This window comes from Edaphobacter sp. (genome assembly GCF_028283685.1).
Classification (GTDB): Bacteria; Acidobacteriota; Terriglobia; order Terriglobales; family Acidobacteriaceae; genus Edaphobacter.
Map to the genome: position 1 here is coordinate 408,624 of NZ_JAPWKF010000006.1, position 14,823 is coordinate 423,446.

Below are 14,823 nucleotides of genomic sequence, written 5' to 3' on the forward strand. Positions count from 1 at the left end.
TTCTCTGCTTCTCCATGCCACCGGCCGGCCCCGACGTCTACGCTTCTTCGCACCGAGACCCCGCTTCGGGAGTGCCGAGCCGCCGCTGGCGGATCGCGTGTCTGCTGGGCATCGGCGTGCTGGTCAACTACCTCGACCGCGTGAACCTTTCGGTCTCGCACGCGTCGCTGGTCGCGGCCTTCGGCATCTCGAACATCACCTTCGGCTATCTCTCGACGGCGTACAACTGGACCTACGCGATGTGCCAGCTGCCGGTGGGCGTACTGCTCGATCGCTTTGGGGTGCGGAAGGTGGGCAGGGTGAGCGCGTTTTTGTGGAGCGTGGCGTCGCTGCTGGCCGCGATCTCGCCCAACATCGGCGCGCTGTTTGGAGCGCGTCTGCTGCTGGGAGTTGGTGAAGCCCCAACCTTTCCCGCAAATGCGAAGGCGACGGGCTACTGGTTTCCGCCGGAGGAGCGCGGCACGGCGACGGCGGTCTTCGATGCGGCTGCGAAGTTCGCCTCGGCGCTGGGCGTGCCTCTGCTGGGCGTCATCCTCATCAAGGCGGGCTGGCGCTGGAGCTTCGTCATCACGGGGCTCATCAGCTTTGTCTACTTCATCGCGTTCTATAAGCTGTACCGCGATCCGGGTGAGGATGCGGAGCTGAGCGGAACCGAGAAGCGGCACATCGCCGGGCCGGTCTCGGCGGAGTGGACGCCGCTGGTGACCGAGGCCGAGCAGCGCGCCGGGCTGGGATATCTTCTGCGGCAGCGCAAGGTGCTTGGGCTGGCGCTGGGCTTCGGATCGTACAACTACGTCTTCTATCTTCTGCTGACGTGGCTGCCGAGCTACCTTGCGAGCGAGCTTGGCATCGACCTGCTGCACTCGTTTCTCTACACCGGCGTGCCGTGGCTGTTTGCGACGTTCACGGATCTGCTGGGCGGGTGGTCGGCGGACCAGTTGATTCGGCGCGGATACGATGCGAGCAATGTGCGGAAGGCTTACCTCGTCGTGGGGCTGGCCTGCGGCCTGGGCATCATCGGCGCGGCGTACTCGCATACGGCGACGCAGGCGTTGGTGTGGATCAGCATCTCGCTGGGTGGTTTGTCGGCGGCAGCGCCGGTGGGGTGGTCGGTGCCTTCGATCATCGCGCCGCGCGGCAGCGTGGGGTCGGTGGGAGGCATCATCAACTTCTCGAATCAGCTTTCAGGCATCGTCGCGCCGGTCGTCACGGGATACGTGGTGGCGTTCACACACTCGTATGCGTGGGCGTTCTGGATTGCGGCGGCGTACCTGCTGATCGGCATCGCGGGATATGTCTTTCTGCTGGGACGGATCGAGCAGGTGGATGCGCCACAGGGTTGAAAGGCAGATGTAGCGGCTGTGTGGCGAAGTGGAGGAAGCAGATTCTTTGCTGCCTGCCCCTTGCTGCAGTCCCCAACGAGCAAGGCCGTCGGGGACTGCGTGCGCTCGGAGTGACAAACCAATTCGGAATGAGCAATGCTCGCGGATCGTCAGGTGCGTTTCTGCACGGTTGCCCGCGTGGAGCCGGTGGTGATGCCGCCGTCGACCAGCAGCGTCTGTCCGGTGACGTAGCGGCTTGACTCGGATGCGAGGAAGACCACGGCGCCGTCGAGATCGTTGGGTTGGCCCGGGCGCTTTACCGGGATGCGGTCGGTGAGGTACTCGACCCAGCCTGCGTCCTCGTACATCACGGCGTTCTGCGACGTCTTGAACCAGCCCGGCGCAAGGCAGTTGACCGTAACGCCGTGGCGGCCCCAGTCGTCCGCAAGGCTCATGGTCAGCTGCTTGATGCCGCCGCGGCTGGCCGTGTAGGGCGCGAGACCGGCGTAGCCGAAGACGCTGGTGACGGAGCCGATGTTGATGATGCGTCCGTAGCCGTGCGGGATCATCTGCTTGGCGATGTGCTGTGCGGTGAAGAAGGCGCCGCGCAGGTTGGTGTCGAGGATGAGGTTCCAGTCGTCCCATGTCACTTCGAGCGCTGGCTTGCGCACGTTGCAGCCGGCGTTGTTGACGAGGATGTGGATCTGCGGGGCGACGCTGGCAGCCGCGGCGGCCATGGCCTCGATGCTGTCCTGGCTACGGACGTCGAGCGAGAGCGCGACGCACTTGCGGCCGAGGGCCTCGATCTCGTCGATGAAGGCGGCGCAGTCTTCTTTTTTGCGCGAGGTCACGATGAGGTCTGCGCCGGATTTGGCGAGTGCGCGTCCGAGGTACTGGCCGAGGCCGCGGCTGGCGCCGGTGACGAGGGCTACCTGGCCGGTGAGATCGAAGAGGGGATTCATGATCGGCGTGTTCTCCGTTGCGTGTTGGGACAGTGTGGCAGCGTGGAAGAGGCAGATTCCTCCGCTGCGCTGGGAATGACAACCAATTTATGGAATGACAATCAATTTGCGGCATGACAATCAATTTGCTTCGCGCGATGCGCCCGAAGATCTGTCAGCGTGAAGAGCGCGGGTCGAGCACGATCTTCATCAGGTTGGGCTCGCGGGAGTGCAGCCGCTCGAACCACGAGGGGCCTTCTTCGAGCGAGGCGACGGCGGTGATCAGCGGTGCGACCTTGATCTTTCCGCTGGCGATCAGCTCGATGGCTTCGGGGTACTCGCCTGCCGACGCGCAGGAGCCCTGCAACCGGATCTGGCGCGAGACGACCTTCTGCAGCGGAATCGTGACCTGCGGCGTGATGTTGCCGACCAGCGTGACGGTGCCGCCCTTGCGCACGGAGTCGATGCCGGTGGCGATGGTCTCGGTGGCTCCGACGGCTTCGAGGACGACGTCGACGCCTGTGCCGCCGGTGAGTTCGAGGATCTTCGCGCTGAGGGCTTCGCCGGAGGCGAGGAAGGTCTCGTCGGCTCCGAGCGAGGCCGCGAGCTTGAGCCGCGTCTCGTCGAGGTCGGAGATATAGACCTTCGAGCATCCTGCGGCGCGTGCAGCCTGCAGCAGCAGAAGCCCGATCATTCCGGCGCCGATGACCAGCGCGGTCTCGCCGCCTTTGAGGTCGGCGACGGCGACGCCGTGCAGTGCGACGGAGACGGCCTCGAGCATGGCGGCGTCGGGGAAGGAAAAGTTGTCGGGCAGCGGGTAGGCGATGCGCTCGGGGATGACGAGGTACTCGGCGAAGGCGCCGTGGCGGCGGTACTCACCGCAGGAGACACCGATGACCTGGCGGTTGTTGCAGAGGTTGACCTCACCGCGCTGGCAGAACTCGCACTGGCCGCAGTAGACGGTGGAGTCGAAGGTGATGCGGTCGCCCTGCTTGTAGTCGGTGACACCTGCGCCGACGGCGGTGACGAGGCCCGCGGCCTCATGCCCCATGACGATCGGCGGGATGCGGCGGCCGGTGGAGCCATCGAAGCCGTGAACGTCGGAGCCGCAGATGCCGCAGGCGGCGACTTCGATGAGAAGCTCGCCGGAACCGGGCGTGGGCCGATCCATCTCGGTGAGTTCAAGGTGGTTATAGCTTGAGAGCAGAAGCGCCTTCACGAAGGTCTCGACTTTCTGCGCCGCATCGGAGACTGAAAGCGGGCACAAGACATTATGGAGCGGGCGCTGATGTTTGTGGGCTCCCGGCGATCGTTGCGGGTGAATCGGAGGTCATTTCTCCGGCGCGGTCTCCGGCGTTACGTTGGCGTCTTCGGGCGAAGGATTGATGTGCCCCCTGGCGTTCTCCGGGGTTCCGGACTTGACCTTGGTGGGGCCGGGACCGGCGGTGGCAGGGTTATCTCCCTTTGGGCCGGACGGGGTGACGCCGGCCTTCCGGTCCTCGTGCGTTCCCGGTTCCACTGTATTTTCTGCGGCTTGGGTGCGGACGGCCATATCGGCGATCTCCTTTCGTAGTCTGGTTGGAGACGCGATATCCGGCGGGCGTTGCCTGAATCTTGTTGGGGTGACGAGGCGACCCTAAGGTAATCTGTTGATACTCCGAATAGGGGATGCCAGGCGGTGGTCCCTCGCGGGATGTGCGAGAGAGCTGAACACGCCGGGCGGGAGGACTTTCAGGAAGCATGGACGCAGTGAAGGCAGGCATAAGCCAAACAGCAGCAACGGCAGCTCCCGTAATCGTGACCGGCGGCGCAGGTTTTATCGGCTCCAACTTTGTCCTGGAGTGGCTGGCAGCAGGCAAGGGGCCAGTGATCAACCTCGACAAGCTGACCTACGCGGGCAATCCCGAGAACCTGGCTTCGGTCGCCAACGACCCCAACTACACCTTCGTCCACGGCGATATCTGCGACGGTGAGCTGGTGGCGAAGATCTTCGCCGACCATAAGCCCCGCGCGATTCTGCACTTCGCGGCGGAGAGCCACGTCGACCGCTCCATCCTCGGCCCCGAAGCCTTCCTGAAGACCAACATCGACGGCACCTTTGCTCTGCTGAAGGCGGCACGCGCCTACTACGACACGCTCGCGGGCGAGGAGAAGGAGCGCTTCCGCTTCCTGCACGTCTCCACCGACGAGGTGTACGGCACGCTCGAGCCCGAAGATCCTGCCTTCCACGAGAACACGCCCTATGCGCCGAACTCGCCTTACGCGGCCTCGAAGGCGGCGAGCGATCACCTGGTCCGGGCCTGGGTGCACACCTACGGCCTTCCGGCGATGATCACCAACTGTTCGAACAACTACGGCCCGCACCACTTCCCCGAAAAGCTGATCCCGCTGATGATCTCGAACGCGCAGAAGGGCAAGCCTTTGCCGGTCTACGGGGACGGCCAGCAGGTACGCGACTGGCTGTACGTCGTCGATCACTGCAAGGCGATCATGACGGTGCTGGAAAAGGGCAAGCCGGGCGAGACCTACAACGTGGGCGGCGGTAACCAGCGGACGAATCTCGACGTGGTCAACACGCTCTGCGCCCTGCTCGACGAGCTGGTGCCGGATTCGCCGTACAAGCCGCACGCGCAGCTGATTACCTACGTCGCCGACCGCCCCGGTCACGACCGCCGCTACGCCATCGACGCCCGCAAGCTGGAAGGCGAGCTGGGCTGGCGCGCGCAGGAGAGCTTCGAGACCGGTCTGCGCAAGACGGTCGAATGGTATCTCGCGAACAAGGAGTGGGTGGAGCACGTGACCAGCGGCGCCTACCAGCAGTGGATGGACAAGAACTACGGCAGCCGCGAAGCGGTGGCGGAGGGGACGCGATGAAGGGCATCATTCTGGCCGGAGGCTCCGGTACGCGGCTTCACCCGGTGACGCAGGCGGTCTCCAAGCAGCTGCTCCCGGTGTATGACAAGCCGATGATCTACTACCCGCTGAGCGTTCTGCTGCTGGCGGGCATCCGCGAGATCCTCATCATCTCCACGCCAGAGGACACGCCGCGCTTCCGGCAGCTGCTGGGCGACGGCTCGCAGTGGGGCATCACGCTGATATACGCCGTGCAGCCCTCGCCCGACGGACTGGCCCAGGCTTTCCTGATCGGCAAGGAGTTCCTTGGCGGCGATTCCTGCTGCCTCGTGCTGGGCGACAACATCTTCTACGGCCACGACATGGTCAAGACGCTGCGCTCCGCCGCTGCGAACAAAGACGGAGCCACCGTCTTCGCGTATCCGGTTCACGACCCCGAGCGCTACGGCGTGGTGGAGTTCGACGAGAACCGCAAGGCCATCTCCATCGAAGAGAAGCCGCTGAAGCCCAAGTCGAAGTACGCCGTTACCGGTATCTACTTTTATGACGCGCAGGTGGTCTCGATTGCTGAGCAGATCAAGCCTTCGCCGCGCGGTGAGCTTGAGATTACAGACGTCAATCGCTGGTATCTGGAGCGCGGTCAGCTGAAGACCGAGGTGCTTGGCCGCGGTATGGCGTGGCTCGACACCGGCACGCACGACTCCCTGCTGGAGGCGGCGACGTTTATCGCCACCATCGAGAAGCGCCAGGGGTTGAAGGTGGCCTGCCCCGAGGAGATCGTCTACCGACTGGGCTATATCGATGCTGGCCAGCTGAAGTCTCTGGCGGACAAGATCGCCAAGAGCACCTACGGGCAGTACCTGCTGCGCATGCTGGAGGAGACGGTCTACTAGCGATGGCGAAGATTCTGCTGACTGGGACATCGGGACAGGTTGGTGCAGCGCTGAAGACGGCGCTCGCGCCGCTGGGCGAGATCATCGCTCCGGGCCGTGCGGAGATGGACCTCGGCAATCCGGAGTCGATGCGCGAGTTTATTCGCGAGGTGGCGCCACGCTGGATCGTGAACCCCGCCGCCTACACCGCTGTCGATAAGGCGGAGAGCGAGCCGGAGCTGGCCTATGCGGTCAATGAGCACGCCGTCCGTGTCTTCGGCGAAGAGGCTGAGAGGCTTGGCGCTGGCGTCATCCACTTCTCGACCGACTACGTCTTCGACGGCTCGGGCGATAAGCCCTACCGCGAAACCGATCCCACGGGGCCGGTCTCGGTCTACGGAGCCAGCAAGCTGGCGGGGGAGAAGGCACTCGCCGCAACCGGCGCGGGCCACATGATCTTCCGCACCAGCTGGGTCTACGGCGCGACGGGCAAGAACTTTCTGCTGACTATCCTCAGGCTGGCCCGCGAGCGCGAGACGATGAGCATCGTCGACGACCAGCACGGCGCTCCCACGTGGAGCTGCGACCTGGCGAAGATGACGCAGCGCGTCATCGACTGGGTGGAGGCCTCCGCGCGAGATACCGAGCTGAAGGACGCGTTGCCGCAGTGGAACGGCGTCTATCACGCCGCCGGGTCGGGTGAGACGACGTGGTTCGGCTTCGCCTCGGAAGGTGTACGCCTGGCAGCGGAGCGCGAGCCCGGGGTGAAGTTCGCCTCGCTCGCAGGCATTCCCACCACGGCGTATCCGACACCGGCGAAGCGCCCGGCCAACTCCCGCATGAGCGGTGAGAAGCTGGCTGCCCGCTTCGGCTGGACGATGATGGGCTGGAAAGAGTCTGTCGCCGAAGTCGTCAAGGCGCTCTGACCGCACGGGATATCCTTACAGCATGACGTTTGATCACATCGGCCTGGTCGTGGGCGATATGGCGGAGGGCAGGCAGGCGCTGACCGCTCTCTTTGGCATCGACCGCTGGACGCAGGTCTTCGAAGACCCCGGCATCGGGGTGTATGTGCAGTTTGGCCGCACGGAAGAGGGCCCCTGCTACGAGCTGATCGCTCCGCTGGGCGAGGCCAGTCCGGTGCAGACCGCCCTGAAACGCGGCATCAATATTCTGAATCATGTTGCTTACCTGACGGCTGACCTCGACGCCGAGGCGAAGCGGCTGGAGGCGCTGGGATCACTGATGGCTGGTCCGGCCAAGCCCGCCGTGGCCTATGGTGGAGCGAGGGTGCAGTTCTGGATCACGCCGCAGCGCTTCATGGTGGAGCTGATCGAGGCCCCGGGGCATCAGCACAGCTACGAGGCGCAGTGATGAGCGCGCCTGTCGCTGAGACGAAGCCGCGCGCCCTCTTCCTCGACCGCGACGGCGTCGTGAACGTCGAGATCGGCTACCTGCATCGCAAGGAGGACGTAGCGTTCATGCCGGGTATCACCTCGCTGTGCCGCACCGCGATGCGGCTGGGCTACCGCCTGGTGGTGGTCACTAATCAGGCGGGGATCGCGCGCGGCTACTACAGCGAGGATGACTACGAGTCGCTGATGACGTGGATGCGGCAGGAGCTGCGCCGCGAAGGCGTGGAGTTCGACGCTGTCTACCACTGCCCCTACCACCCCAGGCACGGTATCGGCGAGTACCAGCGCGAGCACGAGGACCGCAAGCCCGGAACCGGCATGCTGGTCCGTGCTGTCCACGAGCTGGGTGTCTCGCTCGCAGACAGCATTATGATCGGCGACCGCTGCACCGACATCGAGGCAGCCAATGCCGCCGGACTGCGACAGGCGTTTCTGATCGCCGGTACCGAGGAGGCAGGCTGCGGCGGTGACTATCTCGCCGTGCAGGAGCTGGGCGAGATCGAAGCCTGGATCGCCCAGCAGGGATGAACAGCCTAAGGCAGATCGGCTGAGAGGAACGGCGAACCCTGGGCATCCTTGCCGCTGACCGACGGCTGGAGGCCGTCCAGCGCGTCGAGGGGCCAGTCGATCTTCAGGGTCGGATCGTCCCACAGGATTGAGCGCTCGCCGGCAGGATAGTAGAGGTCTGTAGTCTTGTAGAGCACCTCTGCCGTCTCTGAGAGTACGAGGAACCCGTGGGCGAAGCCCTCCGGGATCCAGAGCATCTCGAGTTCGCCGGCTTCATTACGGGGTTTCAGGTGGAAACCCGCCCATTTGCCAAAGTCGGCCGACTCACGACGCAGATCGACGGCCACATCCCAGATATGTCCCGAGAGTACCCGAACCAGCTTTCCCTGAGGCTTGCCCAACTGGTAGTGCAGTCCGCGGAGAACCCCCTTGGCGGAGAAGGACTGGTTGTCCTGAACGAATCCGTTGGGAAGCCCTAATTGATTGAAGGAATGGGAGTTGTAGGTCTCCGCGAACCATCCGCGGCTATCTCCAAAAGTTTTAGGTTGAATCAATTTAACGTCGGACAGCGGCGTCTCAATAACCTGCATCAGAAGAGTTTAGCTGAAGTCCGATTTGTACACAGAGGGTATACCGAAAAGCCTGGAGTTCAGCAGAATGGGTTAACGCGTGGGGCTGAGTAAGTGTGATAAAAGTAAGCCAGTTATTAGCTTTGTTCTGTAAAGCCGGATCATAGTTTTCCAAACTGAGTTTGGTGTGTCACACTGCGCTGACAGTCAGAGTAGATAAGAACGGGTCTAAGTAAGTAGTCGATGGAGTGAGCAGGATTTTTGTTGTAGTTGCAATTGAGGTCACCTGCCGCAACGGAAAACACGCACGAGTAACCCGTATAACCCCCTCGCAAGTGGAACCATAGAGGGATGCGTTGTACAGACACGGGAAATCAATGCAGGCTGAATACCAATCTCCTGAATCGCGTGATGCTGCGATCATTGAAGATTCTTATTCGTACCTAGATGTTTTGGCTGGCTCAGCCTCACGGTCTCGGCGACGGGAGCCACTTCCTGCCAGTCTTTTCCGCTACCGTGTGGTGAAGCGTATTTTCGACATCGCGCTGATCATTCTGACTGTGCCCGTTCTGATTCTTGCGCTTGGCGTCGTTGGGCTGCTGGTTATGCTCAGCTCGCCGGGCCCCATCTTCTATTCGCACCGCCGCATCCGCAAGAATGGTGCGTTCTTCTCGATGTGGAAGTTCCGCACCATGTGCGTGAACTCCTCCGAGGTGCTCGAGGACTACCTCACGAAGCATCCTGAGGCCCGGTCGGAGTGGAACCGCACTCACAAGCTGCGCCACGATCCCCGCATTACGCCGATCGGATCGTTCCTTCGCCGTTACAGCCTGGACGAGCTGCCGCAGTTCTGGAATGTACTGACCGGGCACATGAGCCTCGTCGGCCCCAGGCCGATCGTTGCCGCCGAGGTCGAGAAGTACGCCGACTCCTTCGAGTGCTATTGCAAGGTGAAGCCGGGACTGACCGGCCTCTGGCAGGTCTCCGGTCGAAGCGAGCTGACCTACGACGAGCGTGTTGCCCTCGATTGTGAGTACGTCAGCCACTGGTCCCTGCGGCGAGATCTTAAGATCCTGTTGAAGACCTTCAATGTGGTCGTCACCCAGGACGGAGCCTTCTAGAAAAGAAGGGGCCGTTGTGCAGAGGTGTTTGATCTTCTCGGCGCGAGTTTGAGCTTCGTTTTCCCAATGGATGGTATTCGCGATCTTCTAAAGTCGAATCTTGGGCGCAGCCTGCGTGCGCTCCAGGCCCAGGACCGGCTGGAAGCAGCCTGGCTGGTCGCCTGTGGGCCTGCGCTCGCCGAGCACGGCGTGGTGGCTGGTTACGCGGACGGCCTGGTCGAGATTGAGGTGGATGGCGATGCGTGGCTGGAGCAGCTTCGCAGTATGCGCTCCGAACTCTCGTCGGCCCTGGGCCGGATCGCCGCCCTGCCTGTAACCGGGATACACTTTATAAAGAAGAGGTAATCGAACAGGCAGATGAGTGGCGTAACCATCGACGACGTGAGACGTGTGGCCGAACTGGCTAACCTGGAGCTGACTGCGGACGAAGAGCCGCGTATGCAGCGCGACCTGAACTCCATCCTGGGTCATATCGCCGAGCTCAACGAGCTCAACACCAGCGATGTGCCCCCCATGGCGCAGGTCGGCGAGGTGCTGGAGGGCGTTGAGGCCTTCCTGCATGGCGAGACGTTGCGCGCCGACGCCGTGCGTCCTTCGGTGGACCGCGCAAAGGTCATGGCCGCAGCGCCGGAGACGGATGGCCGCTTCTTCAAGGTTCCCAAGGTGATCGAGCGGTAGCACCGGCCGCATCTTCGGCAGAACAGTTTCAGACACAAAACAGGGATTTGCAGGATACGAGCTTGGCTAGTGAAGAGTTGACAGGATTGACGCAGGGTTTGACGATCGATGCCGCGCGGGCGGCGGTAGCCTCCGGGGAGACGACGGCCGTGGCGCTGGCCGAGCAGCATTATTCCCGGATCTCCACCGGTGACGAACAGATCAACAGCTATCTCTCTCTGAGCCGCGACCGGGCGCTTGCGCAGGCGGCGAAGATCGACGGCATGGCTGCACGCGGCGAGGCGTTGCCTCCTCTGGCAGGTGTGCCGCTGGGCATCAAGGATGTGTTGACCATGCAGGGGACGCCGGCGACGGCCGGATCGATGATCCTGAAGGGCTACCAGCCTCCGTATGATGCCACCTCGGTGGCGCGGCTGGAGGCGGCTGGCGCCGTGCTGCTGGGCAAGCTGAACTGCGACGAGTTCGCCATGGGCAGCTCGAATGAGAACTCGGCCTATGGCCCGGTGCGGAACCCGAGGGCGCTCGATCGCGTTCCTGGAGGTTCTAGCGGTGGCTCGGCTGCGGCGGTTGCGGCTGATTTTGCAGTGGCTTCGCTGGGCACCGATACCGGCGGTTCGATCCGCCAGCCTGCGGCCTTCTGCGGCGTGGTGGGTGTGTTGCCGACCTACGGACGCGTCAGCCGCTATGGCCTGATCGCCTTTGCATCCTCGCTGGATCGCGTTGGCCCGTTCACGAAGAATGTGAAGGATGCGGCAACCATGCTGGAGGTTCTCGCAGGACAAGACGCCATGGACGCGACATCTTCGGCGCAGCCGGTCGGCAGCTACGTGGCTGCTCTGGAGAAGCCGGTAGAGGGTCTGCGCATCGGCGTGCCGGAGGAGTACTTCGGCGAGGGACTGGACCCGGAGATTCGTGCGGCAATTGAGAAGGTGCTCGACGGTCTGAAGGCAGCTGGCTGCGTGATCAAGAAGGTGAGCCTGCCGCATACCAAGTACGCGGTGCCGACCTACTACGTGATTGCCACGGCTGAAGCTTCTTCGAACCTTTCGCGCTTCGACGGCATACGCTTTGGCCTGCGCGACGCTGAGGCAAAATCGCTGTCGGCGCTCTACCGTAAGACGCGGGACGCGGGCTTCGGCTCCGAGGTCAAGCGCCGGATTCTGCTGGGGACCTACGCCCTGAGCGCGGGATACTACGACGCGTATTACAAGAAGGCGCAGCAGGTACGTACGCTGCTCACCCGCGACTTTCTTGCGGCTTTCCACGATGTCGACGTCCTGGTGGCGCCGGTGACGCCGACTCCGGCCTTCAAGCTGGGGGAGAAGACGGACGATCCCATCAAGATGTATCTCGAGGATATCTATTCGGTTGCGGCCAGTCTGGCGGGGATCTGCGGCGTCAGCGTTCCCTGCGGCGAGACCGGCGAGAAGCTGCCCATCGGCGTGCAGGTCCTCGCCCGTCACTTCGACGAGGCGACCATGCTGCGCGTGGCGAAGGCTGTTGAGGACGGGCAGGCGTCGGCGAAGTAGCCGGTTTGGCTTCTCTGCATAAAGTTGATCAGTGCTGCTCCGGGAAGGTCTTTTCGCTGACCATGCGAATACGTTCGAGTATGCTGGAGCCAGCTATTTTAAAAGAATTTGACTCCCCCAGGCTGTGGTCACGTGGAGGCTGGCGGCAACGTAGTTTGCGAGGTTTTGAACGGATGCGGTTTGGTTGGTTGAGAGGTCCTGTCGTCGGTCTGGCGGCTGTCATGTGTTTCGGGGCAATCCTTGCCGAGGCCCAGCAGCAGCTTCCCGTTTACAGCTTGGGCATTGGTGGTTCGACGCAATCCAGCGGCTCGCAATCGTCGAGCTCTGATTGCAGCCCCTCTGATCCCAGCTGCGGCACCGGCAACAACCAGATGATGATGCAGCAGGGGATGCAGCAGGGCGCCAATGCCGCCAACACTGCACGCGGAATCGTTCTGGACACCCAGCAGATGGGCCAGCAGAACAATCAGCAGCAGCTGAACCTGCAGCAGCAGGCGCAGGGGAACCAGCAGAACCCGCTTCCACTCGATCCTCCCACCGAGTTCCAGCAGCTGGTCGCCAACTCGACCGGCAAGATGTTGCCGATCTACGGATCGCAGATGTTCCGCACGCTGCCCTCGACCTTCGCCCCGGTCAACCAGATTCCGGTCACGCCGGACTACGTCGTCGGACCCAACGATGAGCTTCTGATCCAGACCTGGGGCCAGGTCACCCTGAACAGCCGCTTCGTGGTGGATCGCTCCGGTGCTATCTATATTCCTCAGCTGGGCACCGTGCATGTGGCCGGGATGCGCTTCGACCAGCTGCAGCCGTTCCTGAAGTCGCAGATGGGGAAGAACTTCCGCAACTTCGATCTCAATGTGAACATGGGGCATCTGCGGTCGATCGAGGTCTACATCACGGGGCAGGCGCGCAAGCCGGGCAACTGGACGCTGAGCTCCCTGAGCACGCTGGTGACGGCGGTCTTCGCCACCGGCGGCCCTTCGCCTGCAGGCAGCATGCGTGACATCCAGCTGCGCCGCGGCGGCAAGCTGATCACCGAGTTCGACCTGTACGATCTGATCCTGTACGGGGACAAGTCGAAGGACGTTGCGCTTCTTCCCGGCGACGTGATCTATATTCCCCCCGTCGGCCCGCAGGTCGCGATGGCGGGAAGCGTGAAGATGCCCGCCATCTATGAACTGAAGCATGGCGCGAGCACCACTGTTGGCGAGGCTCTCGATCTGGCCGCCGGCATGACGAACGTCGCCTCCGGCGACAAGCTTCGTCTGGAGCGCGTCGATCAGCGCCACCTGCGCAGCATCATCGAGGTCTCGCTCGATGCGCAGGGCAAGTCGGTTGCACTGCAGGATGGCGACCTGCTGGAGCTGGTGGCGATCCCGAGCCAGTTCAAGGATGCCGTGACGCTGCGCGGCAATGTGGCCAACCCCGGACGTTATACCTGGAAGCCGGGGATGCATGTTCTGGATCTGCTGCCGAACAAGGAAGCCCTGATTACGCGCGACTACTGGCTGAAGCGCAGCCAGATGGGTCAGCCGACGATGAGCTACGTGCCCACCTGTCTGCCCACGACTCCCTACGGTATTCCCAGCCTTCGCTACGGCATCCCGGTAGGCGAAGAGAGTGACGATCCCTACTGGAAGTATTCGTCGATGCGCAGCTCCGGTCTTGGTGGCCTCGTTGGAATGCCGGTTATCAACGGTGGCCCCTGGCAGGGACAGGTACTGACCGGCGACGGCATGTACACCTACCCGCAGATGACGCCGTTCAACCAATTGATGAATGGCGGAGATTCGCAGCCCACTGACGGCGGACTGGACTGCTCCCGGCTGCAGGATATGCAGAGCTATATCCCGGCGAACACGATCGGCGGCAACCCGCAGGGCGCGGCTAATCAGCAGCAGGGCAGTCAGCAGAACTCGCAGTCGTCGCAGCAGAACAATAATGCTGGGCTCGCCAACGCAAGCGTGGGTTCGACGAACACCAATAACTCAGCGGCAGCGCTGTTCCTGCCGAAGAATGATGTGAGGATGAGCGAGCCCGACATCGACTGGGCCTATGCGGTGATCGAGCGCCAGAACAAGGAAAATCTCTCGACCGCGCTCTTTCCCTTCAACCTGGGCAAAGCGGTGCTGGAAGGCGATGCCTCGCAGAATCTTGACCTGATGCCGGGCGACGTCGTGACGATCTTCTCGAAGGCGGACATCAAGGTTCCGCAGACGCAGCAGACACGCTTTGTGCGGCTTGAGGGCGAGGTCGTCTCGTCGGGCATCTACAGCGTACGGCCGGGAGAGACGCTGCGTCAGCTGGTGCAGCGCGCCGGCGGCCTGACCCAGGACGCGTATCTGTACGGTGCTGAGTTCACGCGTGAATCGACGCGGCGTGTCCAGCAGCAGCGGTTCAACGAGTATGTGGATCAGATCTCGCTGCAGGTCAGCACCAACGCACAGAACTCGGCGAGCCGTGCCATCAGCTCCACCGACGCCACGGCGCTGGCGGCGCAGCAGCAGACGACACAAAACATCATCTCCAGCCTGCGCCGTGTGCGCGCAACGGGACGCATCGTGCTGGAGCTCGCTCCTGGCGCGACCAGCCTCGATACGCTCCCCGACCTGACGCTGGAGGATGGCGACAAGTTGATCATTCCGAAGGTGCCTTCGACCGTCAGCGTCGACGGGGCGGTCTATAACCAGAACTCGTTCCTGTATGACCCGCATCGTCGTTTGGGCGACTATGTCCACATGGCGGGCGGAGCGAATCGTGACGCCGACAGGAATCGTGCCTTCGTGCTCCGCGCGGGTGGCGATGTGGTCAGCAGGCAGTATAGCTCGTCGCTGCGCGGACATGGCTTCGATTCCGTGCGGCTTTATCCCGGCGACACGGTCGTGATCCCACTCAACCTCGACAAGGGCAAAACGATGCGGATGGTCGTCGATCTCGCGCAGATCGTAGGGCAGTTCGGTATCGCTGTGGCCGCGATGAATACGGTCTTAGGGAACTGAAGACGGGTGACGCC

The 14,823-nt window shown here is 62.9% G+C and carries 15 protein-coding genes; 11 read left to right on the forward strand and 4 right to left on the reverse strand.

Annotated features, from left to right (window positions below):
• The first annotated feature begins 14 nt into the window (after window positions 1–14).
• Entirely contained in the window at window positions 15–1,343 is a 1,329-nt protein-coding gene (locus tag PW789_RS10305; protein ID WP_299375413.1) for an MFS transporter, read from the forward strand.
• 149 nt (window positions 1,344–1,492) lie between these two features.
• Here the strand turns inward: PW789_RS10305 and PW789_RS10310 are convergent, their stop codons facing one another.
• From PW789_RS10310 to PW789_RS10320, 3 genes are all read right to left on the reverse strand, one after another.
• The gene (locus tag PW789_RS10310; protein ID WP_299375416.1) at window positions 1,493–2,284 is read right to left on the reverse strand and encodes an SDR family oxidoreductase; all 792 of its coding nucleotides are present in this window, start codon (window positions 2,282–2,284) and stop codon (window positions 1,493–1,495) included.
• Between the two features lie 154 nt (window positions 2,285–2,438).
• Entirely contained in the window at window positions 2,439–3,482 is a 1,044-nt protein-coding gene (locus tag PW789_RS10315) for a galactitol-1-phosphate 5-dehydrogenase (RefSeq protein WP_299375419.1), read from the reverse strand.
• Window positions 3,483–3,593: 111 nt separating this feature from the next.
• A complete protein-coding gene (locus PW789_RS10320; RefSeq protein WP_299375422.1) occupies window positions 3,594–3,815 on the reverse strand; it encodes a hypothetical protein in 222 nt (73 codons plus the stop codon).
• 188 nt (window positions 3,816–4,003) lie between these two features.
• Here PW789_RS10320 and rfbB point away from each other — a divergent pair, with 188 nt between their 5' ends.
• Genes rfbB through PW789_RS10345 form a run of 5 tightly spaced genes read left to right on the forward strand, consistent with a single transcriptional unit; the run spans window position 4,004 to window position 7,931 of the window.
• Window positions 4,004–5,137, forward strand: coding sequence for a dTDP-glucose 4,6-dehydratase (gene rfbB / locus PW789_RS10325; protein WP_299375425.1), 1,134 nt, complete (start codon window positions 4,004–4,006; stop codon window positions 5,135–5,137).
• The gene (gene rfbA / locus PW789_RS10330) at window positions 5,134–6,009 is read left to right on the forward strand and encodes a glucose-1-phosphate thymidylyltransferase RfbA (protein WP_299375427.1); all 876 of its coding nucleotides are present in this window, start codon (window positions 5,134–5,136) and stop codon (window positions 6,007–6,009) included. The genes rfbB and rfbA overlap by 4 nt, the downstream gene beginning before the upstream one ends.
• A gap of 2 nt (window positions 6,010–6,011) precedes the next feature.
• Window positions 6,012–6,914, forward strand: a complete 903-nt coding sequence (gene rfbD / locus PW789_RS10335) for a dTDP-4-dehydrorhamnose reductase (RefSeq protein ID WP_299375429.1) — start codon at window positions 6,012–6,014, stop codon at window positions 6,912–6,914.
• A 22-nt stretch (window positions 6,915–6,936) separates the two neighbouring features.
• Window positions 6,937–7,362: a VOC family protein gene (locus PW789_RS10340; protein ID WP_299375431.1), complete on the forward strand. Its 426-nt coding sequence runs from the start codon at window positions 6,937–6,939 to the stop codon at window positions 7,360–7,362.
• Window positions 7,362–7,931, forward strand: a complete 570-nt coding sequence (locus PW789_RS10345) for an HAD family hydrolase (RefSeq protein ID WP_299375434.1) — start codon at window positions 7,362–7,364, stop codon at window positions 7,929–7,931. The genes PW789_RS10340 and PW789_RS10345 overlap by 1 nt, the downstream gene beginning before the upstream one ends.
• A gap of 5 nt (window positions 7,932–7,936) precedes the next feature.
• Here PW789_RS10345 and rfbC read toward each other — a convergent pair whose 3' ends face one another.
• On the reverse strand, window positions 7,937–8,500 hold the full coding sequence (gene rfbC / locus PW789_RS10350; protein WP_299375437.1) for a dTDP-4-dehydrorhamnose 3,5-epimerase: 564 nt from the start codon (window positions 8,498–8,500) through the stop codon (window positions 7,937–7,939).
• 497 nt (window positions 8,501–8,997) lie between these two features.
• Between rfbC and PW789_RS10355 the strand changes: the two genes are divergently transcribed.
• The 5 genes from PW789_RS10355 (at window position 8,998) to PW789_RS10375 (ending at window position 14,809) form a co-directional block, all read left to right on the forward strand.
• Window positions 8,998–9,600, forward strand: a complete 603-nt coding sequence (locus PW789_RS10355) for a sugar transferase (protein ID WP_299375440.1) — start codon at window positions 8,998–9,000, stop codon at window positions 9,598–9,600.
• Between the two features lie 66 nt (window positions 9,601–9,666).
• Window positions 9,667–9,945: a DciA family protein gene (locus PW789_RS10360; RefSeq protein WP_299375443.1), complete on the forward strand. Its 279-nt coding sequence runs from the start codon at window positions 9,667–9,669 to the stop codon at window positions 9,943–9,945.
• 12 nt (window positions 9,946–9,957) lie between these two features.
• The gene (gene gatC / locus PW789_RS10365) at window positions 9,958–10,278 is read left to right on the forward strand and encodes an Asp-tRNA(Asn)/Glu-tRNA(Gln) amidotransferase subunit GatC (RefSeq protein ID WP_299375447.1); all 321 of its coding nucleotides are present in this window, start codon (window positions 9,958–9,960) and stop codon (window positions 10,276–10,278) included.
• A 62-nt stretch (window positions 10,279–10,340) separates the two neighbouring features.
• On the forward strand, window positions 10,341–11,807 hold the full coding sequence (gatA, locus tag PW789_RS10370; RefSeq protein ID WP_299375450.1) for an Asp-tRNA(Asn)/Glu-tRNA(Gln) amidotransferase subunit GatA: 1,467 nt from the start codon (window positions 10,341–10,343) through the stop codon (window positions 11,805–11,807).
• Between the two features lie 221 nt (window positions 11,808–12,028).
• Window positions 12,029–14,809 (forward strand): SLBB domain-containing protein, encoded by a 2,781-nt coding sequence (locus PW789_RS10375; protein ID WP_299375453.1) that lies wholly within the window; start codon window positions 12,029–12,031, stop codon window positions 14,807–14,809.
• The last annotated feature ends 14 nt before the right edge of the window (window positions 14,810–14,823 follow it).